Annotated in this window: 17 protein-coding genes; all 17 read right to left on the reverse strand. The window is 64.7% G+C overall.

The window, feature by feature from the left end; genetic code table 11:
- Nucleotides 1-15 precede the first annotated feature (15 nt).
- The 17 genes from CT676_RS16945 to CT676_RS17030 all read right to left on the reverse strand — a co-directional run bounded on the left by CT676_RS16945 (nt 16) and on the right by CT676_RS17030 (nt 19554).
- Nucleotides 16-1221, reverse strand: coding sequence for an ATP-binding protein (locus CT676_RS16945; protein WP_085399415.1), 1206 nt, complete (start codon nt 1219-1221; stop codon nt 16-18).
- Nucleotides 1222-1693: 472 nt separating this feature from the next.
- On the reverse strand, nt 1694-2884 hold the full coding sequence (gene mmsB, locus CT676_RS16950) for a multiple monosaccharide ABC transporter permease (protein ID WP_085399414.1): 1191 nt from the start codon (nt 2882-2884) through the stop codon (nt 1694-1696).
- Nucleotides 2881-4458 (reverse strand): multiple monosaccharide ABC transporter ATP-binding protein, encoded by a 1578-nt coding sequence (gene mmsA, locus CT676_RS16955; protein WP_085399413.1) that lies wholly within the window; start codon nt 4456-4458, stop codon nt 2881-2883. Before mmsA ends, mmsB begins: the two co-directional genes overlap by 4 nt.
- A gap of 101 nt (nt 4459-4559) precedes the next feature.
- On the reverse strand, nt 4560-5633 hold the full coding sequence (chvE, locus tag CT676_RS16960; RefSeq protein WP_063984479.1) for a multiple monosaccharide ABC transporter substrate-binding protein: 1074 nt from the start codon (nt 5631-5633) through the stop codon (nt 4560-4562).
- Nucleotides 5634-5706: 73 nt separating this feature from the next.
- A complete protein-coding gene (locus CT676_RS16965; RefSeq protein ID WP_085399412.1) occupies nt 5707-6585 on the reverse strand; it encodes an SMP-30/gluconolactonase/LRE family protein in 879 nt (292 codons plus the stop codon).
- Nucleotides 6585-7661 carry an aldose epimerase family protein gene (locus tag CT676_RS16970; RefSeq protein ID WP_085399411.1) on the reverse strand — a complete coding sequence of 359 codons (1077 nt, stop codon included), beginning with the start codon at nt 7659-7661 and terminating at the stop codon, nt 6585-6587. The genes CT676_RS16965 and CT676_RS16970 overlap by 1 nt, the downstream gene beginning before the upstream one ends.
- A gap of 2 nt (nt 7662-7663) precedes the next feature.
- On the reverse strand, nt 7664-8590 hold the full coding sequence (locus CT676_RS16975; protein WP_085399410.1) for a Gfo/Idh/MocA family oxidoreductase: 927 nt from the start codon (nt 8588-8590) through the stop codon (nt 7664-7666).
- Nucleotides 8587-9339 (reverse strand): FadR/GntR family transcriptional regulator, encoded by a 753-nt coding sequence (locus tag CT676_RS16980; RefSeq protein ID WP_028150313.1) that lies wholly within the window; start codon nt 9337-9339, stop codon nt 8587-8589. Before CT676_RS16980 ends, CT676_RS16975 begins: the two co-directional genes overlap by 4 nt.
- The gene (gene yjfF / locus CT676_RS16985) at nt 9336-10316 is read right to left on the reverse strand and encodes a galactofuranose ABC transporter, permease protein YjfF (protein WP_071915510.1); all 981 of its coding nucleotides are present in this window, start codon (nt 10314-10316) and stop codon (nt 9336-9338) included. The genes CT676_RS16980 and yjfF overlap by 4 nt, the downstream gene beginning before the upstream one ends.
- Nucleotides 10313-11305: an ABC transporter permease gene (locus CT676_RS16990; protein WP_085399409.1), complete on the reverse strand. Its 993-nt coding sequence runs from the start codon at nt 11303-11305 to the stop codon at nt 10313-10315. The genes yjfF and CT676_RS16990 overlap by 4 nt, the downstream gene beginning before the upstream one ends.
- Nucleotides 11302-12846 (reverse strand): sugar ABC transporter ATP-binding protein, encoded by a 1545-nt coding sequence (locus tag CT676_RS16995; RefSeq protein ID WP_085399408.1) that lies wholly within the window; start codon nt 12844-12846, stop codon nt 11302-11304. The genes CT676_RS16990 and CT676_RS16995 overlap by 4 nt, the downstream gene beginning before the upstream one ends.
- A gap of 119 nt (nt 12847-12965) precedes the next feature.
- Nucleotides 12966-13931: a galactofuranose ABC transporter, galactofuranose-binding protein YtfQ gene (gene ytfQ / locus CT676_RS17000; protein ID WP_063984486.1), complete on the reverse strand. Its 966-nt coding sequence runs from the start codon at nt 13929-13931 to the stop codon at nt 12966-12968.
- 458 nt (nt 13932-14389) lie between these two features.
- On the reverse strand, nt 14390-15562 hold the full coding sequence (locus tag CT676_RS17010) for a fumarylacetoacetate hydrolase family protein (protein WP_085399440.1): 1173 nt from the start codon (nt 15560-15562) through the stop codon (nt 14390-14392).
- A 130-nt stretch (nt 15563-15692) separates the two neighbouring features.
- On the reverse strand, nt 15693-16670 hold the full coding sequence (locus CT676_RS17015) for a HEAT repeat domain-containing protein (RefSeq protein ID WP_071915514.1): 978 nt from the start codon (nt 16668-16670) through the stop codon (nt 15693-15695).
- 2 nt (nt 16671-16672) lie between these two features.
- Complete coding sequence (locus CT676_RS17020; protein ID WP_008141081.1) at nt 16673-16906, reverse strand: ferredoxin family protein; 234 nt, start codon at nt 16904-16906, stop codon at nt 16673-16675.
- A 31-nt stretch (nt 16907-16937) separates the two neighbouring features.
- Nucleotides 16938-18680, reverse strand: coding sequence for a fumarate reductase/succinate dehydrogenase flavoprotein subunit (locus tag CT676_RS17025; RefSeq protein ID WP_085399406.1), 1743 nt, complete (start codon nt 18678-18680; stop codon nt 16938-16940).
- Between the two features lie 100 nt (nt 18681-18780).
- Complete coding sequence (locus tag CT676_RS17030; protein ID WP_085399405.1) at nt 18781-19554, reverse strand: ferredoxin--NADP reductase; 774 nt, start codon at nt 19552-19554, stop codon at nt 18781-18783.
- Nucleotides 19555-19739 lie beyond the last annotated feature (185 nt).

The following is a 19739-nucleotide window of genomic DNA, read 5'->3' on the forward strand; positions in this document are numbered from 1 at the left end:
TGAGGAGACGATCAGCTATCGCCGGTCGGGCGCTATTCTCGGCAGGATGAGCTGAAACCGCGTCCCCGCGCCGGGCAGGCTCTCGAGCCGGAGCTGCCCACCCAGCCGGTCGACGACGATGCTGTGCACGATATGCAGACCGAGTCCGCTGGCGCCGTCGTGTCGGCGCGTGGTGAAGAACGGGTCGAAGGCCCGCCGTTCCACATCGGGAGCCATGCCGCAGCCGTCATCAGCAAACAGCAGCTCAACGTGGTCATCATTGACCGCACGGAGCGAGACGTTGATCGTCCCGGTCTCACCATCGGAGAACGCGTGCGTCATCGCATTGACTGCGAGGTTGGTGAGCACTTGGCCGAAAGGCCCGGGATAGCTGTCCATGGCGAGATTCGTTTCGCAGTGGAGGCTGAACGCGATGTCGCGCACCCGTAACTGCCGCTCGAACTGCGACAGAACCTGGCCGGTCAGCTCGCCTGCGTCGAAGCTGCGCCGAAGTGACTCGGTCTGGTCAGCCGCCACCTGCTTGAAGGATTGCACCCGCTCGGCGGCGCGACCGAGATTCGTGACCAGCTGCGCCGACGCATCGCTGACCAGTTCCAGAAACCCTGTCAGTGTCGAGCGCTTGAGATTACCCCGCGCGACCTCCGCCGCGAACTGCTCCGCCTTGCGCTGGAGCGTCGATGCCACCGTCAGACTGCTGCCGAGCGGCGTGTTGATCTCGTGCGCGACACCGGCAACCATGCGCCCGAGCGCCGCCAGCTTTTCCGCCTCGATCAAGGTGTCCTGGATATCGCGCAGATGGCGAAGCGCGGTCTCAGCGGCGTCCCTGGCGCTGCGAATCTCCCGCTCGGCGCGCTTGCGTTCGGTGATCTCCTCCGCTGCCACGTTGACCGCGACAATCTCGCCGTCCGGCATTCGCAGCGGGTGCCAATAAGTAACCCAGGAACGCTCCTCGACCTGATCAGCCCGTTGCCCCGCCACCTCGATACCGATCACGGGCTCGCCCGTCGCGACGATCGAGCGCACAATCTGCTCGACGGAACCCGCCAGGGCCGGCACGCAGTCCCTGACCGTATGTCCAAGATGGCCTTCGATGGATATGCCGCAGATCTCGGTCAGACGCTGGTTGATCAGCAAATAGCGGCAGTCCGGCGACAGACAGGCTAACCCGATCGGGGCGGTGTCGTAGATCAGCTGCAACGCCGGCAAAGTCGAGACCAGCATCACTTCCGAAGCCGGCGATGACCTCACTGTACTCGTCACTCAGGTTCCCCGTGGTCCCTTGCGTCGACCACATGAGATTAGCACGGAATTGGCGATCGGTTGATCTAGATCAAGAAGACGCGCCGGCGCCTCTCGTTCCGAGGCTCTGGCGTGAATCGCCTCGTTCAAAACAGAACAAAGGCCCCGATCAATAAACCTGCAGCAAAGGAGCCTAGCCCGAGGGTGCAGACGGAAACGATGCGCAAGAGGATGCGAAGCCGGCCCTCAAATTCATCGTCTGTCATCTCGTGGATATGAGCCGCCACTGGTGCTGCCCTGCCCGTGCCCTGCTCGGCACCCCCCGGATCTAGTCCCCAAATCATGGTCATCGCGAGGCATCGGTTCCGGTCGCGATGCCGTGATCGAAATTGACGAAAATGGTAGTCGCCTGGCGGGGCGGCGCCAGAGCCTCCCCCGCGACGTGATTTTGCGCCTACCGCCGCTGGTTATACACGTCGATGCACACGGCCCCGAGCAGCACCAGGCCCTTGATGACCTGCTGATAGTCGATGCCGATGCCGAGGATGGACATGCCGTTGTTCATCACGCCCATGATCATGGCACCGACCACGGCGCCGCCGACGCGCCCGACGCCACCATAGGCCGAGGCGCCGCCGATGAAGCAGGCGGCGATGACGTCGAGCTCGAAGCCGAGGCCCGCTTTCGGCGTCGCGGTGTTGAGACGCGCGGCAAAGACGAGGCCGGCAAGGGCTGCGAGCACGCCCATGTTGACGAAGGTGAGGAAGGTCAGCCGCTCGGTCTTGATGCCCGACAGGCTTGCCGCCTTGGCGTTGCCGCCGACGGCATAGATCTGCCGGCCGATCACGGTGCGGCGTGTGACGAAGCCGTAGAGCGCGATCAAGGCGCTCATGATCACCAGCACGTTCGGCAAGCCGCGATAGGTCGCGATCAGGTAGGTGAAGTAGAGCACGGCGCAGGCCAGCACCACGCTCTTGCCAAGGAAGAACGCGTAAGGCTCGACCTCGATGCCGTGCGACTGCTCCCGCGCGCGGCTCTTGGCGCTGGCATAGACCAGCCCCAGCGCCAGCACCGCGCCGATCAGCATCGAGGTCGGATGCAGCGTGCCCGCTTCGGGCAGGAACTCCGGAATGAAGCCCGACGACAATTTCTGGAAGGTCGGCGGAAACGGCCCGAGCGACTGCCCCTGCAACACCGCGAGCGCAAGTCCCTTGAATACGAGCATGCCGGCCAGGGTCACGATGAAAGACGGTATCTTGAAATAGGCGACCCAATAGCCCTGCGCCGCGCCGATCGCAGCGCCGACCACGAGGCAGGCGATGAAGGCGAGTGTATAGTCGACCTTGTACGTCACCATCAGCAGAGCGGCGACCGCGCCGACGAAGCCCGCGACCGACCCCACCGAGAGGTCGATATGGCCGGTGACGATCACGAGCAGCATGCCGAGCGCCATGATGACGATGTAGCTGTTCTGGAGCACCAGATTGGTCAGGTTGAGCGGCTGGAGCAGCGTGCCGCCGGTCATGACCTGGAAGAACAGCATGATCGCGATCAGCGACATCAGCATGCCGTAATTGCGCAAATTGTTCTTGATGAAGCTGCCGTGCCGGCGCTCCTCGGGCAGCGACACCGTCTTGTCGGTCATGGCTGCGATCCTCCCATCTCCGCGGCCTCAGGCACGCTGTTTCCGTTGCTTCGTTCGTTGCGCATGATGGCGCGCATGATCTTCTCCTGCGTCGCCTCTGCGCCCTTGAATTCCCCGACGAAGGCGCCGTCGTTCATGACGCAGATGCGGTCGCAGATGCCGAGCAGCTCGGGCATCTCCGAGGAGATCACCACGACGCCGCGCCCGGCCTCCGCAAGCTCGTTGATGATACAGTAAATCTCGTATTTGGCACCGACGTCGATGCCCCGTGTCGGCTCGTCCAGGATCAGGACCTTGGGATCGGTCATCAGCCATTTCGACAGCACCACTTTCTGCTGGTTGCCGCCGGAGAGCTGGCCGGTCTCCTGGTACACGTCGGAGCAGCGGATGCGCATGCGGCTCCGGTAGTCGCTGGCAACCTTCAGCTCGGCGATGTCGTCGATCACCCGGCCGGGTGCGACCTGGTCGAGGCTGGCGAGCGTGATGTTCTTGCGGACGTCATCTGCCAGGATCAAGCCGAGCTGCTTCCGGTCCTCGGTGACATAGGCAAGGCCGGCGTCGATCGCGGCCGCAACGCTCGGCAGCACGATCTCATGGCCCTCGAGCTTGATGCGGCCGCTGATAGTGGTGCCCCAGGAGCGGCCGAACAGGCTCATGGCAAACTCGGTGCGACCGGCGCCCATCAGCCCGGCAATGCCGACGACCTCGCCGCGCTTCACGCCGAAATTGACGTTCTTGATCACCTGCCGCTCGGGATGAATGGGGTGATAGACCGACCAGTTCTCGACGGTCAGGACAGGCCCGCCGATTTTCGCGCTGCGCTCGGGAAAGCGATGGGCGAGATCGCGGTTGACCATGCTGCGGATGATGCGGTCTTCCTGGATCGGCTCGCTGCGGCAGTCGATGCTGTCGACGGTGCGGCCGTCGCGCAGCACGGTGATGTGGTCGGCGACCTTGGCCACCTCGTTAAGCTTGTGCGAGATCAGGATCGAGCCGATGCCCTGCTCGCGGAAAGCCATCAGGCGTTCGAGCAGCGCGGCGCTGTCGGCCTCGTTGAGGCTCGCGGTCGGCTCGTCCAGGATCAGCATCCGCACCCGCTTGGACAGCGCCTTCGCGATCTCTACCAGCTGCTGCTTGCCGACGCCGAGGTCGGTGATCAGCGTATCCGGCGATTCCTTCAGGCCGACCTGCGCCAGCAGCTCGCGCGTGCGCCGGTAGACCTCGTCGCGATCGATGACGCCGAATTTTGACGGCGGATGCGACAGGAAGATGTTCTCCGCGATCGACATCAGCGGGATCAGCGCCAACTCCTGGTGGATGATGATGATGCCGAGCGCCTCAGAATCGTTGATGTCGCGGAAGCGGCGCTCCTCACCCTCGAAAACGATGGTACCCTCGTAGCTGCCGGCCGGGTAGACGCCGCTGAGCACTTTCATCAGTGTGGATTTGCCGGCACCGTTCTCGCCGACAAGCGCGTGGATCTGCCCGGCCTCGACCGAGAAGTTCACGTCACGCAGAGCCTGCACGCCTGAAAAGCTCTTGCTGACGTTGCGCATCTCCAGCATGGCGGTCATGATTTCACATCCCTCGATCGCTGCTAGTTCACCTCTCCCCGCTTGCGGGGAGAGGGAGAAGAGACTCTCCCCGCAAGCGGGGAGAGGGGAAAGAAAGAAGCTTACTGGAACTGCGACTTCTTGTAGTAGCCGCTGTCGACCAGAGTCTTCTCCCAATTGTCCTTGTAGACCACGACCGGCTTCAAGAGATAGGACGGCACCGTCTTGGCGCCGTTCTCGTAGGTCTTGGTGTCGTTGACGGTGACCTGCTTGCCGGCGAGTGCGGCGTCGACCATGTCGGCGGTCACCTTGGCGAGGTCGCGGGTGTCCTTGAAGATGGTCGAGTACTGATCGCCGCGCAGCATCGCCTTGATCGAGGGCACCTCGGCATCCTGACCCGAGATAACAGGCATCGGCTGGCCGGCGCTGCCATAGCCCACGCCCTTCAGCGATGAGATGATGCCGATCGAGAGGCCGTCATAGGGCGACAGCACCGCGTTGACCTTCTTGTTGCCGTAGTAGGCGCTGAGCAGATTGTCCATGCGCGCCTGTGCGGTGGCGCCGTCCCAGCGGAGCGTCGCGACCTTGTCCATGCCCATCTGGCCGGAGACGACGACGAGCTTGCCGCTGTCGATGTACGGCTTCAGCACGCTCATCGCGCCGTTGTAGAAGAAGTAGGCGTTGTTGTCGTCGGGCGAGCCGCCGAACAGCTCGATGTTGAACGGGCCCTTGCCGTCCTTGAGGCCGAGCCCCTGCACAAGCGACTCCGCCTGCAGCACGCCGACCTGGAAATTGTCGAAGGTCGCGTAATAGTCGACGTTCGGCGTGCCGCGGATCAGGCGATCATAGGCGATCACGGTGATGCCTTTTGCTTTCGCCTGCTTGAGCACGTCGGACAGCGTGGTGCCGTCGATCGCCGCGATCACCAGCGCTTTCGCACCCTTGGTCACCATGTTCTCGACCTGCGAGAGCTGGTTCGGGATGTCGTCCTCGGCATATTGCAAGTCGGTGTTGTAGCCGCGCTCCTTCAGCACCTTGACCATGTTGTTGCCGTCGTCGATCCAGCGCGCCGACGATTTGGTCGGCATGGCAATGCCAACCGTCGCCTTGTCCTGGGCGGAGGCAGTGACGCCTGAGGCCATCGTCGCTGCGCCGGCCAGCGCCAGCGCGAGGAATGTCGTCTTCAGTTTCAGCATGTTTTACTCCCTTGGGTGTCAGACTGTTTCTTCGTTTCGTCGAGAACGTTGGTCGTGTGCGGCTTCGAGCCTCCTATGCGAGCTTGACGTCAGGCTCCGCGCGGCCACGCGCAGATGCCTGCAACAGGAAAGTACAGCCGGCTTGCGGATCGGCAGCGCGCGCCGCCGCGTCCATATCCTGCCAGGCCGAGGTGACGAGGAGGCGTGACAGATCAGGGCCGACGAAGGCCGGGCAGCTCGATTGCCTTGCCGGCACGCGCAGCGAGCGCAGGCGCTCGCCTTGCGGAGAGTAGACATCGATCCGGCCCGCACCCCAGCAGGCGTTCCAGATCCGCCCGTCGGCGTCGCACACCGAGCCGTCGAGCCCCCCGATGCCGGTGTGGCGCAACAGAACGTCCGGCTCGCCTCGCGGCAAGCCGGTCGCCGGATCAAGCGGAACGGCGTAGAGCACGGCGCGCGCGGTGTCGGCGAAGTAGCCGGTCGCACCGTCCGGTGAAAAGCAGATCGAATTGGGAATGGTGATGCGGGGGAACAGCATCGATATCTTGCCGCGATGGAACGCGTAGATCGCGCCCGCTCCTGCCTCCGCATTGCGGCCCATGGTGCCGATCCAGAACGTGCCGGACTGATGCACACGGGCATCGTTGGAGCGCGTCGCGGGATTGTCGGCTTCAAGCGGACAGACCAGCGTCAACGCGCCGTCGGCGAGCTTGCGGATGTAGAGGCCGTCTTCGGCGACGATCAACTGGCGCTCGGCGTCGATGCGCCCGAGACCGCTCGCCATCCGGCCGAGCGCGTGGACGCGAATGCTGCCGCTGCCGAGATTCGCCTCGAACAGCCGCTCCTCGCGGATATCGAACCACCAGGCCGTGTCGGTGCTCAAATCATAGGTCGGCCCCTCGCCGAGGTGGCACGGATCGTCCGAGAGAACCGAGGTCGGCACCTCTTCCATCATGGCGTCCTCACTCCAAAGCGATAGACCGTGTGATGACGGTAGACCTCGCCGGGATTGAGGCGCGGGCTCGGGAAATCCGGCCGGTTCGGCGCATCCGGCCAGATGTGCGGCTCGAGACACATGGCATCCGACTGCCGGATGAGCTTGCCGCCCTTGCCCGAAATCGTGCCGTCGAGATAGTTGCCGGAATAGACCTGAAGGCCGGGCTGATTGGTCAGGAGCTCCATGATGCGCCCTGAACGCGGCGCCTCCAGCCGGGCCGCGAAAGCAAGCTTGCCATCGCGCCCGAGACAGTAGGTATGGTCGTAGCCCTTGCCGTTCCGCAATTGCTGATCGCTCTCGCGGATGCGCGCGCCGACGGCTTCGCCGTCGCGGAAGTCGAACGGCGTTCCGGCCACCGCGCGCGGCGGCTCAGCCAACGGAATGGCGGTGGGATCGATGGCAAGGAAATGCTCGGCGGCGACCGTCAGCTTGTGGTCGATAATGGGCGTGCCTGAGGTCGCGCCTTCCAGATTGAAGAAGCTGTGATTGGTCAGGTTGACGATGGTCGGCCGGTCGGTTCGCGCCTCCATCGTCAACGACAGCTCGGCCGGGCCGGTGACGCGATAGGTCAGGCGCACGTCGAGCCGGCCGGGATAGTTTTCTTCGCCATGCGGGCTCGAATAGGTGAGCGTGACGCCCGGCTCCGCGCCGTCGTCGATGGCGGCGATCTCCCAGAGCTTGCGATCGAACCCGTCGAGGCCACCATGCAGCGCATTCGGACCGTTGTTGACCGGAAGCTGCACCGTTTCGCCGTCCAGCGAAAATCGTCCGTTGGCAATGCGGTTGGCGTAGCGGCCGACGGTGGCACCGAAGAACTTTCGTTCGGCGCGATAACCGGCGAACGCGTCATGGCCGAGCACGACGTCGTCGTAACCGCCTTTGGCGTCCGGTGCGATGAGCGCCTGGATCACCGCGCCATGGGTGATGATGCGGGCTTCGAACCCGCCCTCCCCGCGCAGCACGATGCGCTCGACGTTGCGGCCGTCCGGCAGCGTTCCGAAGATGTCTTTTGTTATTCTTGAGCCAGCCATGTTCAGTCCACAAACGGTTCGACGATGTTACGCTTGCCGAGCAGGAAGGCATCGGCAACGAGACGCAGCGGCGCCAGGTCGACGTCGCGCGCGCCGGTCGCGGTGAGCTTGACGAAGCGCCCGTACAGCTCGCGATATTCCTGATCGGGCGCCTCGGCAATGGTCTCGCCGTCGATCGCCATGCGCCGGCCGCCGCCCGACAACGTCATTCGGCCCTCGTCCGTTTCGACGAGGATATCCCAACTCTGCGGTCCGGTCTGGCGGAAATCGAACTCGGCGGTCACAGGCAGGCCGCCGATGTCGGTCAGCGTCAGGTTCGCGGCGATCGGGGCCTGGCAATTGGCTGGAAAGGCCAACTCGGCCGCGGTGACGAACACCGGCCGCGGCAGAATACGGGTCAGGATCGAGAGCGCGTTGATGCCGGGATCGAACACGCCGAGCCCGCCCGGCTCCCAGATCCAGCCCTGCCCGGGATGCCAGACGCGAACGTCTTCCTTCCAGTTGATGTGCACAGACTTGATCTGCCGCGTGAGAAGCCACTCGCGCGCCGGCTCGACCGCGGGCGCATAGCGCGAATGCCAGGTCGCAAACAGCGTTCGCTTGGCTTCCTCCGCCATCGCGATCAGCGGGTCGAGCTCGGCGACGCCGGTGCCGGGCGGCTTCTCCAGCATCACGTGCTTGCCGGCAGCGAGCGCCGTGGCGGCCTGGGCACGCCGTACCTGCGGCGGCGTGCAGAGCGAGACGGCATCGATCGGCGGTCCCTTTTCCAGCAATTCCTCGATGGTCGCAAAATTCGGCACGCCCGGCAGCGATGCGTTGCGGCTCGCGACGGCCGCGAGCGTCGCGCCCGCCGTCGCGGCAATCGCACCGACATGCTGGTCGCGCGCGATCTTGCCGAAGCCGACGATGGCAATGCGAAGTTCGGTCACGCTTTTTCTCCAATATCCGCGGACGGCAGCGCCTCGGCCTCGTGGCGGCGCATACCGTTGTGAATGACATAAACCATCGCTTCCGAGGCGGTCTGGGCGTCGCCGGCGGCGATGCCATCGACGATCTTCTGGTGCCAGAGCAGCACGGTGTCACGGTCCTCCGGCTCGACCGGTGCGCTGAGCAGGAAGGAGGCGCGCAGGGCGGCCTCGATGACGTGGCCGATCGAGCGCATGAACAGATTGCCCGAAGCGCGCGCCACCGCAACATGGAGCGCGAGGTCGGCGTCGGCAAAGCCGACGGAATCGGAAGCCTCAAACCGCATGCGGTCCATGCAACGACGGAGCTCGGCGAGGTCGTCCTCGGACCGCTGCGCCGCCGCCAGCATGGCCGCGCGCGGCTCGACCGCGAGGCGAATCTCGGCGAGGTCGTTGAGGAAGCGCTTGTCGATGCCGGCGTCGAGATGCCAGGCCAGCACGTCAGCGTCGAACATGTTCCAGGCGGCGCGCTCGCGTACGACGGTGCCGACGCGGGCCTTGGTGGTGAGCAGACCCTTGGCGACCAGGGTCTTCACGCTCTCGCGCAGCACCGGTCGCGACACGCCGAACATTGCAATCATCTCGGCATCGCCAGGCAGGCGCGTTCCCTCGGCGTAGCGGCCGGCGATGATGTCGACGCCGATCGAGCGGGCCACTTCCGCATGGTTGGAGTGAGCCCGGCGCGTCGGGATGACGACGATGCGCGACGTCATGTGGCTGCTCCTGCGCGCTTCGCCGCCGGCCGCCGCGCGAGCGCGACCAGCCCCTGCTGCAAGGCGATGAAGGCGAACAGTAGCACGCCGGTCGCGATCTTGGTCCACCAGCTCGACAGCGTTCCGTCGAAATTGATGTAGGTCTGGATCAAGCCCTGGATCAGCACGCCGAGGAAGGTGCCGATCACCGAGCCCTGCCCGCCCGTGAGCAGCGTACCGCCGATCACGACAGCCGCGATGGTGTCGAGCTCGACGCCGACCGCGGAGAGCGAGTAGCCGGCGCTCGTGTAGAAGGAGAACACGATGCCGGCGATGCCCGCGAGCAGGCTCGACAGCATGTAGATCCTCACCGTCATCTTGCCGACGGCAACGCCCATCAGGCTCGCGGTCGCCCGGCTGCCGCCGAGCGCGTAGACATTGGCGCCGAACCGGGTGAGATGCAGCAGCAAGGCGCCGCCGATCACGATCACGAGCATGATGATCGCGATCGCGGTCAATCGCCCTCCACCGGGCATCCGCAGCGCGAAGTCCGACACGGTGGAATAGACCGGCGCGGTGATCGGCACCGATTCCGTCGAGAGCAGGAAGCTCGCGCCACGGGCCAGGAACATCCCCGCCAGCGTCACGATGAACGGCGGCAGGTCGAAGACATGGATCACCGCGCCCATCGCAGCTCCGAAGGCCGCCGAGAGCGCGAGGATCGCGACGAAGGCAAGCAGCGGCGGCACGCCCCAGCGCTCGATCGCAAGCGCGACGAACACCGTGGTGAAACCAATCACCGAGCCGACCGAGAGGTCGATGCCGCCGGAGATGATGACGAAGGTCATGCCGGTCGCGACGATGCCGAGAAAGGCGTTGTCGGTGAGGAGATTGCCGACCACGCGGGTGGAGGCGATGTTGGGGAATTGCACGGCGCAGAGCGCAAAGCCGGCAACCAGCACGATAGCGGTGATGAGGACGGGCGGCAGGCCTTTCATGCTTTGGACCTCCGCAGCCGCGCGGCGATCCCGGCAATCCCCGAAAATTTCGGCGATTGCAGCAGCAGCACCGTCATCACCACCACCGCCTTGACCAGCAAATTGAACTCCGGTGGATAGCCCGACAGCAGAATGCCGGTGTTCATGGTCTGGATGATCAACGCACCGAGCACGGCCAGCACGAGGCTGAAACGGCCGCCGAACAGGGAGGTGCCGCCGATCACCACCGCGAGGATGGCGTCGAGCTCGAGCCAGAGGCCGGCATTGTTGGCATCCGCGCCCATGATGTCGGCCGCCGCGATCACGCCGGCGAGCGCGGCGCAGATGCCGCACCAGACGTAGACAGCCAGGATCATCGCACGCGTGCCGACGCCGGCAAGCTCGCTCGCCCGCGCGTTGCCGCCGGTTGCCTCGATCAGCAATCCGAGCGCCGAACCGCGCACCACCGCTCCGGTGAGAATCAGCATGCCCAGGGCGATCACGACCGGCATCGGCACGCCGAGCACCGCGCCATTGCCAAGCCAGACCAGATCCGGCGAGGAGAAGGTCACGATACGCCCCTCGGTAATGAGCTGCGCGATGCCGCGTCCCGCCACCATCAGGATCAGCGTCGCCACGATCGGCTGCATGCCGAGCACCGCGACGAGAAATCCGTTCCACAATCCGCAGACCAGGCCAGCGCCGAGCGCGGCCGCAAGGACCACAGGCAGACTGTGCGTGTCGGCAAGGCTCGCCGCGATCGCGCCCGAGATGGCCATGACCGCACCGACCGACAGATCGATGCCGCGCGTCGCGATCACCAGCACCATGCCGAGCGAGAGCAGCGCCACCGGCGTGCCGCGGTTGAGCACGTCGATCAGGCTGCCGAACAGCCGGCCGTCCTGGAGACGCAGATCGAAGAATTGCGGCGACACGATGCGATCGGCCGCCAGGATGACGATCAACGCGAGGATCTGGGCAAGGCCGCGGCGCGGCAACAGCGCTGTCATGCCCGACCCTCATGCGCGACAGCGGCGCCATCGGCGGCGATGGCCGCGAGAATGTTGCCGACGTCGATCGTCTCTCCCGCGAGCTCCTCGACATGGGCACGGTCGCGCAACACGACCACGCGGTCGGAATAGGTCACGATCTCATCCAACTCGGAGGAGATCACGAGCAGCGCCAGCCCGTCGTCGCAGAGCTCGCGGATCAGGCGGATGATCTCGGCATGCGCGCCGACGTCGATCCCGCGGGTCGGCTCGTCCAGCACCAGGAGGCGCGGCGAGGTCGCGAGCCAGCGCGCCAGCAGCACCTTCTGCTGATTGCCGCCGGACAGCAGCCCCACGGCGCGCTCCGGATCGGGCGGGCGGATGTCGAGCATCTTGACGTAGCGGCCTGCGATCTCGTCCTGCTCGCGGCGCGACAGCGGCCGGTGCAGGCCGCGCTTGGCCTGGAGCGCGAGCACGATGTTCTCGCGCACGGTGAGCTCGGCGACGATGCCGTCGGTCTTGCGTTCCTCCGGGCAATAGCCAAAGCCGTGGCGCACGCCGTCGCGCGGCGACTGCAGCCGCACGGGCGCCCCCTCCACCCTCGCCTGCCCGCCATCGGCGCGCTCGGCACCGAACACCAGCCGCGCTGTTTCGGTCCGGCCCGAGCCGAGCAGGCCGGCGAGACCCACGACCTCGCCATGGCGCAGCTCGAGATTGAACGGCGCGACATAGCCGGCCTTGCCGTAGTTCTCGAAACTCGCGCAGACCTCGCGCGCCCGATGCTCTCCCGCCGACGCGCGGGCGCTGGTGGTCTCGGCCAGCTCGCGGCCGAGCATCATCCGGATCAGCTCGAGCCGCGGCAGCGAGGCGGTCTCGCGCTCGCCGACCAAGCGGCCGTTGCGCAACACCGTGATGCGGTCGGAGATCTCGTAGACCTGATCGAGGAAGTGACTGACGAATACGATGCCGATGCCGCGCTTGGCGAGCTGGCGCATGATGCCGAAGAGGATCTCGACCTCGTGGCGGTCGAGGCTCGCCGTGGGCTCGTCCAGGATCAGCACGCGCGCGGAGAGATCGACGGCCCGCGCAATCGCGGTGACGTGCTGGATGGCGACGGAATAGCTGCCGAGCGGCGCGGCGACGTCGATATCGAGGCCGAAGTCCGTGAGAAGCGCCTTGGCGCGACGCCGCATCTCGCCTTCACGTACGATGCCGAAGCGCATCGGCTGTCGGTCGAGGAACAGGTTCTGCGCGACCGAGAGATTCGGTAGCAGATTGACCTCCTGGTAGACCGTGGCGATGCCGGCCTGGAGTGCGGCCTTGGCCGAGCGCGGCGCGACCTCTTCACCGCCAAGCCGGACGATGCCGGCATCGCGCGGGAATACGCCGGTGATCACCTTGATCATCGTGGATTTGCCTGCGCCGTTCTCGCCAAGCAACGCATGAATCTCGCCGGCACGAAGCGTGAAGTCGACCTCCTGCAACGCACGCACAGCACCGAAGCTTTTGCTGATCCCGCGCACCTCCAGCAGGGAAGGAGCAGGATCGGGGCTGTTCTCCATAACGACGTCACTCCCACCGGCGTCCGCTTATGCTGCGGACACCCAGCCTATTCGTTCGCGCAACGGTTTCGAAGGGGGATGCGCCGGACCACGGGGGAGCGGTCCGGCGCTGCGCCGCCTCAGTAACCGAGGCCCTTCTTGCTGTCGTAGATCTTCTGCGGATCGTCAGCCGCTGTATAGAGCTTGGAGTCGGTCTGGATCCACTTGGGCGGAACGGTGCCCTTGTCCTTGAAGGCCGCGACGGCATCGAGCGCGGGGCCGGCCATGTTCGGCGTCAGCTCGACGGTGGCATTGGCCTCGCCGGCGGCCATGGCCTTGAAGATGTCGGGGACTGCGTCGATCGAGACGGTGAGGATCTCCTTGCCCGGCTTGAGGCCGGCTTCCTTCATCGCCTGGATCGCGCCGACCATCATGTCGTCATTGTGCGCGTAGACCGCGCAAATCGACTTGCCGCCGCCTTCGGCCTTGATGAAGCTCTCCATCACCTCCTTGCCCTTGGCACGGGTGAAGTCGCCGGTCTGGCTGCGCACCACCTTGAGGTTCGCATGCTTGGCGATGGCGGTGTCAAAGCCCTTCTTGCGGTTGGCGGCGACGCTGGCGCCGACCGTGCCCTGCAATTCGACGACGTTGCAGGCCTTGCCGCCGACGGTCTTGGCCAGCCAGTCGCCGGCAACCTCGCCTTCGTGCACGCTGTCGGAGGTCACGGCGGTGAGATAGAGCTCCTTGCCGGAGGGATCGATGTCGCGGTCGAGCAGCACGACCGGGATCTTGGCCTCCTTGGCCTCCTTCAGCACCGAGTCCCAACCGGTCGAGACTACGGGTGCAAGGAAGATCGCATCGACGTTCTGCGCGATGAAGGAGCGGATCGCCTTGATCTGGTTCTCCTGCTTCTGCTGCGCGTCGGCGATCTTGAGATTGACCTTTCGCTTGGCAGCCTCCTGCTTGGAGACCGACGTCTCGGCCGCGCGCCAGCCGGATTCCGATCCGATCTGCGAGAAGCCGATGGTGAGCTCGGCGGCGCTGGCCGGCAGCGCGAGCAGCAACGCGGCCGTGGCGCTGGCCGCAAAGAGGGCTTTGAGGGTCATCAGGCGTATCTCCCAAGAAGTCATCTTGTGTTATCTCGAGTGCCGATCGGTAGCATGGCACCCGCAGGCCGGCCTTTGAGGCGGCGGGAGGGACTATTTCACGGAAGATGAGTTCCGACTAGTCATATTATTTGACTATTCGCGCGAAACTTCGATTTGGCGGGAAGGACGGTTCAATGACACGCCCAGCGCGATTTTGTTCCGTGGATGCAACGGGGAGATGAAGGAATATGTGCGGCCCGCAATCTCTCCTCCGCGTCATTGCGAGCGCAGCGAAGCAATCCAGAAACTGTCCACGCAGGGACTCTGGATTGCTTCGCTGCGCTCGCAATGACGGTGTGGATAGAGTTCGGCGTAGGTCGACCAAATCGACTCGCGGAGAGTCCGCGTCACCCGGATTGCATCTTCGATGCAATCCGGCTCTCCCCGCGTGCGGGGAGAGGCGAAGGGTAGCGGAGCTAAATCAGCTTCCGTTGCGCGAGGTTCTTCATCAGCGCGCCGATTCCAAACGTCCAGGGCTCGCACTCGTCGCTGGTGCGCATGCGGTTGATGAGCTTGCCGAGCTGGGGTGCTGCGATCGTGACGATGTCGTCGCGCTTGTGGGTGAACCCCTGCCCCGGCGCATCGCGATCCTTGACGGGTGCGAACATCGTGCCGAGGAACAGCACGAAGCCATCGGGATATTGATGCACCTTGCCGATCGTCTGCTCGACGAGGTCCGTGGGATCGCGACTGATCATGCTGATCGAGGAATGGCCGTCGAGAACGAAACCGTCCGCGCCCTTCACGTTCAGGCTGATGTCGAGCTTGCGGGCGTCGTCGAGTGTGAAGCTGTCGTCGAACAGACGCAGCAACGGGCCGATCGCGCAGGAGGCGTTGTTGTCCTTGGCCTTCGACAACAGCAGCGCCGAACGCCCCTCGAAGTCGCGCAGATTGACGTCGTTGCCGAGTGCGCCGCCGACGATCTTGCCGCGGCTCGAGACGAACAGCACCAGCTCGGGCTCGGGATTGTTCCAGGTCGATTTCGGATGCAGCCCGGCATCCATGCCGGTGCCGACCGAGGACAAGGTCGGAGCCTTCGTGAAGACCTCGGCATCCGGACCGATGCCGACTTCGAGATATTGGCTCCAGGCGTTCTGATCGATCAGCACCTGCTTCAAATGCATCGCCTGGTCGGAGCCCGGCTTGAGCTTCGACAGATCGTCGCCGATCAGCCGCGTCACTTCTTTCCGGATCGCTTCGGCCGATGCCGGATTGCCCTTGGCCCGCTCTTCGATGACGCGCTCCAGCATCGAGATGGCAAAGGTGACGCCGGCGGCCTTCAGGGTCTGGAGATCGAGGGGCGCAAGCAGCCACGGCTTTTTCGGATCGCGCCCATCCGGCGCCGTGTTGGCCACGATCGCTTCGAGATCGCCGATGCGCTCGCCCTTGACCGAGGCGAGCGCCTTGGCCGGATTGTCTTCCTCGCAGAGCGCGCTGACGGTCGGAAACTTGGCGGTGACGTCGAAGACGCCGTCTCCACGGACGGCGACAACGGCCGGGCCGTTCGCCTGCGGCAGCCAGACGCGGCCGACCAGCGTCCCCTTCGTTCCATCCTCGGGGAGAAGATCTCTAACAGACAGTGTCGTCATGGCCGCGTCCTCGCTCTTTCTCGGATCGGCCGCGTTCACAGCAGCCGATCCCATTGGCGAAGACCAATAAACGTCTGGCAGGGGAAGTCCAGACCGGCAGCGAAGAGCCGCTATGCCCCTGCCCGGGCCTTTATGCGCCTGCTCGCGCTTTGCGCGCCGCGATCTGCTGGAGCGCCCAGCGCGCGTTCTTGCGAACGTCGGGGTCGGCATCGTCGGCGATGACCGCCAGGAACGCCTCGCCGTCGGGATGGGCGATCTCGCCGAGCGCGGCCGCCGCCTCCTTCCGCAAATTGGCCTGGTCGTGGTTGATGCAATTGCCGATCGGGCGTACCGCGCGCTCGATCTTCATCTTGCCGAGGCTGCGGATCGCCTTCAGCCGCACCTGCCAGAATTCATCGGCGAGCGAGCCGACAAGCTGATCGGCCGCGAGCGAACCGTTGACGTTGAGGCCCAGCGTTTCCGCGGCCATCTCGCGCACCATCCAGTCCGAGTCCTTCAGCCCGCGTGTGATCGTCTCGGCCGCGGGCTTCAGCTGCGAGAAGGCCAGCGCGCTCACCGCGGCGCGGCGCACATGGGCGTCGGGATCATTGATCAGCGCGGTCAGCGCGGGGATGGATTCCTCCAGCTTGAGGAAACCGATCACGCCGATCGCCTGCACGCGAACGGCCGCATCTTGATCCAGGAGCGCTTCCAGCGCCGGCTTCAGCGTGTCCTTGCAGCGCAGCTCCTTCAGCGCGCGCAGCGCGCCCATGCGGACGAAGGCATGGGCGTGCTTGACCAGCGGCAGGATGATCTCGGCGCAGGCCGGATCCTTGAACTCGGCCATGCTGTCGGCCGCGGCCGCCGCCACGATTCTTTCGGGATCGACCAGCAGTTTGACCAGCCCATGCGCGGCCTCCGGCCCGTCGAACTCGCCGAGCGCCATCGCGACCTGCTGGCGCACACCGGCGTCGGGATCGGCGACCATGTTGGCGAGATGCGCGACGGCTGCGGGATCGCCGGAGTGACCGAGCGCGATGATGGCGACGCGGCGCTCGGCGGGATCGGCGGCTTGCAACCGCTCATCGGCGTCTTCGAGGTCGTCATAGGACTCGAACGGGCTCGACATGATCACCTCAACAGATAGGGAATATTGACGGTGACGGCGCCGGTCGGGCAATCGGCCTCGCAAGGCATGCAGTACCAGCACTCGTCATAGGCCATGTAGGCCTTGCCGGTCATGTCGCTGATGCGGAGCACATCGAGCGGACAGACGTCGACGCATACGGTGCAGCCCTTGTCGGCGATGCATTTGGCGTCGTCGACGACCACCGGAACCGATGTCTGATAGGACGCGAGAGGCATTTTATGTCTCCTGTTGCGATGTTGCGGTGGATCAGGCGGAGGCGCGGATGCGCTGCTTGTCGTAGAGGTCCTTCTCGTCGTCGGCGATCGGCACGACATAGGGCTCCACGGCGCGCTTCTCGCTGGTCATCTTGCCGTTCTGCTTGGAGAGCAGCGTGTGGCAGAACCAGTTCTCGTTGTCCTTCTCCGGGAAATCCGTGCGCCAGTGATAGAGGCCCCAGCGGCTCTCCTCGCGGTACAACGAGGCGTGCACCGCCATGTCGGCGCAGTCCATGATCGACTGCACTTCGAGCGCACGAAGCAGCTCGTGCGCATTGCGCGCGATCATGTGTTCCTGCATGTCCTGCCGCGTCTCGGCGAGGCGGCGCATGCCGAGCTCGTATTTGCGCGTGACCTTCGGCGGCTGGAGATAGTCGTTGACGAGGCGGCGGGTCTTGTACTCGACCTGGTTCGGCGGAATGCCGTCCTCGCGCTTCGTTGGCGCCAGCACGCGATCGCGCTCCCTGGCGACATCGGCGGCGTCGAATTCCGCGAAGTCGTGGCTGTCGGCGAACTCCATCGCGTCGATGCCGGCGACCGATCCGTTGGTGAAGGCGCCCAGCATGTAATTATGCGGCACGCTCGCCATGTCGCCGGCGGCGTAAAGGCCGGGCACGGTGGTGCGGGCATTGTCGTCGACGAACACGCCGGAGGCGCTGTGGCCGGAGCAGAACCCGATCTCGGAGATATGCATCTCGATCGACTCGCTACGATAGTCGACCCCGCGCCCCTGCTGGAACAGGCCGCGCGTGGGACGCTCGACCTTGTGCAGCGTGGATTCGATCTCCGAGATCGTATCAGGATGGAGATGCTTGAGCTGGAGGAACACCGGGCCCTTGCCTGACAGCAGCTCGTTGTAGAACTCCAGCATCATCTGGCCGGACCAGTAGTCGCATTCGATGAAGCGCGATCCCTCGTTGTTCGCGGTAAAGGCGCCGAAGGGACCGGCGACATAGGCGCAGGCCGGGCCGTTATAGTCCTTGATCAGCGGATTGATCTGGTAGCATTCGAGGTTCGCGAGCGCGGCGCCGGCGTGATAGGCCATCGCATAGCCGTCACCGGAATTGGCGGCGTTCTCGTAGGTGCCGAACATGTAGCCGGAGGTCGGCAGGCCCAGGCGGCCGGCGGCGCCCATGCAGAGGATCACGGCCTTGGCTTTGATCACCAGGATTTCGGCGGTGCGAGTGTTGACTGAGATCGCGCCGGCGATGCGCCCGTCCGACGACTTCAGCAGCCGCGTCGCCATGTAGCGGTTGGAGATCAGGATGCGGGCGCGGCGGAGCTGGCGGTACAGCGCCTTCTTCACGGTCTCGCCGTTCGGCATCGGAAGCACATAGGTGCCGATGTGGTGCACCTTCTTGACGGCGTAATCGCCGTTCTCGTTCTTCAGGAAGCGGATGCCGAAGCTGTCGAGCTCCTCGATAATCTTGTAGCAATTTTGCGCGTATTTATAGACCGCCTTCTGATCGACGATGCCGTCGTTGGCGATGGTGATTTCCTTGGTGTACTGCTCCGGCGTCGCGTAGCCGGGGATGACGGCGTTGTTGAGCCCGTCCATGCCCATCGAGATCGCGCCGGAGCGCTTGACGTTGGCCTTCTCGAGCAGGACGACATTGGCCTTCGGGTTCTTCAGTTTTGCCTTCAGCGCCGCCATCGGGCCGGCCGTACCGCCGCCGATGACGAGCACGTCGCAGGAAACCTCCGAAAGTCCGTCGACGATCTCATCTAGTGCCATCACTTGCTCCTGGTTCGCCGGTCCGGCGCCTTTGCATCAGATTTGTTCAGGTGGTTGTCCGGCGATAGCAATTAGTTGTCGCCGGGACGCGATTTGCGCCTCAGCGCTCGACGAAGGCCTTTTCAACGACGAAATGGCCGGGCTGGCTGTGGTTACCCTCGACAAAGCCGCGCGCGGCAAACATCGCGGGGAGTTCCTCGAGCATCGCCGGGCTGCCGCACAGCATGATGCGGTCGGTCTCGATATCGAGACCTGTTAGCCCGATGTCGTCGAACAGCTGATTGGAGGCGATCAGGTCGGTGATACGGCCGCGGTTTTTGAACGGCTCGCGGGTGACGGTCGGGTAGTAGACGAGCTTGTCGCGGATCAGGGGGCCGAAGAATTCGTGATTGCGCAGGCCGTCGACGAGGTGCTCACCATAGGCGAGCTCCGAAACCTGGCGGCAGCCATGGGCGAGCACGATGGTCTCGTAATTCTCATAGACGTCGGGGTCCTTGATCAGGCTGGCGAAGGGCGCGAGGCCCGTGCCGGTCGAGAGCAGCAGCAGGCGCTTTCCAGGGATGAGGTTGCCGGTGATCAGCGTGCCCGTCGCCTTGCGGCCGACCAGGATGATGTCGCCCTCCCGGATCTTCTGGAGGCGCGAGGTCAGCTGGCCGTCCTGCACCTTGATCGAAAAAAATTCGAGCGCCTCCTCGTGATTGGCGCTCGCCATGCTGTAGGCCCGCATCAACGGCTTGCCCTCGACTTCGAGCCCGATCATCGCGAACTGGCCGTTCAGGAAACGGAAGCCCGGATCGCGCGTCGCCGTGAAGCTGAACAGGCTATCGGTCCAGTGCCGGACCGACAAAACCGTTTCCTTCTGAAATGCGCTCATGCTCTCTCCTCAGCCGTCGTTGGCGCACAAGGTTTCGGAGAGAGCAGAGCCCGGCAATTCGGAAGTGAAATTCCCGGTCGATTAGTTTCACATTTAGTGGGCGGTGACTGAAGAGGAGGCCGACGGCCACGCGTTCGCGCTGGCAATTAGTTGCTATTCGTGCGCGCCCGCGCCGACATAGAAGG

Origin of the sequence: Bradyrhizobium sp. MOS001 (assembly GCF_004634465.1) — a bacterium.
GTDB classification, from domain to species: Bacteria; Pseudomonadota; Alphaproteobacteria; order Rhizobiales; family Xanthobacteraceae; genus Bradyrhizobium; species Bradyrhizobium barranii.

Coding starts and splice junctions, on each gene's coding strand:
- CT676_RS16945 (WP_085399415.1), bottom strand. CDS start 1,221: ATGCTGGTCTCGACTTTGCCGGCGTTGCAGCTGATCTACGACACCGCC.
- mmsB (WP_085399414.1), bottom strand. CDS start 2,884: ATGACCGACAAGACGGTGTCGCTGCCCGAGGAGCGCCGGCACGGCAGC.
- mmsA (WP_085399413.1), bottom strand. CDS start 4,458: ATGACCGCCATGCTGGAGATGCGCAACGTCAGCAAGAGCTTTTCAGGC.
- chvE (WP_063984479.1), bottom strand. CDS start 5,633: ATGCTGAAACTGAAGACGACATTCCTCGCGCTGGCGCTGGCCGGCGCA.
- CT676_RS16965 (WP_085399412.1), bottom strand. CDS start 6,585: ATGGAAGAGGTGCCGACCTCGGTTCTCTCGGACGATCCGTGCCACCTC.
- CT676_RS16970 (WP_085399411.1), bottom strand. CDS start 7,661: ATGGCTGGCTCAAGAATAACAAAAGACATCTTCGGAACGCTGCCGGAC.
- CT676_RS16980 (WP_028150313.1), bottom strand. CDS start 9,339: ATGACGTCGCGCATCGTCGTCATCCCGACGCGCCGGGCTCACTCCAAC.
- yjfF (WP_071915510.1), bottom strand. CDS start 10,316: ATGAAAGGCCTGCCGCCCGTCCTCATCACCGCTATCGTGCTGGTTGCC.
- CT676_RS16990 (WP_085399409.1), bottom strand. CDS start 11,305: ATGACAGCGCTGTTGCCGCGCCGCGGCCTTGCCCAGATCCTCGCGTTG.
- CT676_RS16995 (WP_085399408.1), bottom strand. CDS start 12,846: ATGGAGAACAGCCCCGATCCTGCTCCTTCCCTGCTGGAGGTGCGCGGG.
- ytfQ (WP_063984486.1), bottom strand. CDS start 13,931: ATGACCCTCAAAGCCCTCTTTGCGGCCAGCGCCACGGCCGCGTTGCTG.
- CT676_RS17010 (WP_085399440.1), bottom strand. CDS start 15,562: ATGACGACACTGTCTGTTAGAGATCTTCTCCCCGAGGATGGAACGAAG.
- CT676_RS17015 (WP_071915514.1), bottom strand. CDS start 16,670: ATGTCGAGCCCGTTCGAGTCCTATGACGACCTCGAAGACGCCGATGAG.
- CT676_RS17020 (WP_008141081.1), bottom strand. CDS start 16,906: ATGCCTCTCGCGTCCTATCAGACATCGGTTCCGGTGGTCGTCGACGAC.
- CT676_RS17025 (WP_085399406.1), bottom strand. CDS start 18,680: ATGGCACTAGATGAGATCGTCGACGGACTTTCGGAGGTTTCCTGCGAC.
- CT676_RS17030 (WP_085399405.1), bottom strand. CDS start 19,554: ATGAGCGCATTTCAGAAGGAAACGGTTTTGTCGGTCCGGCACTGGACC.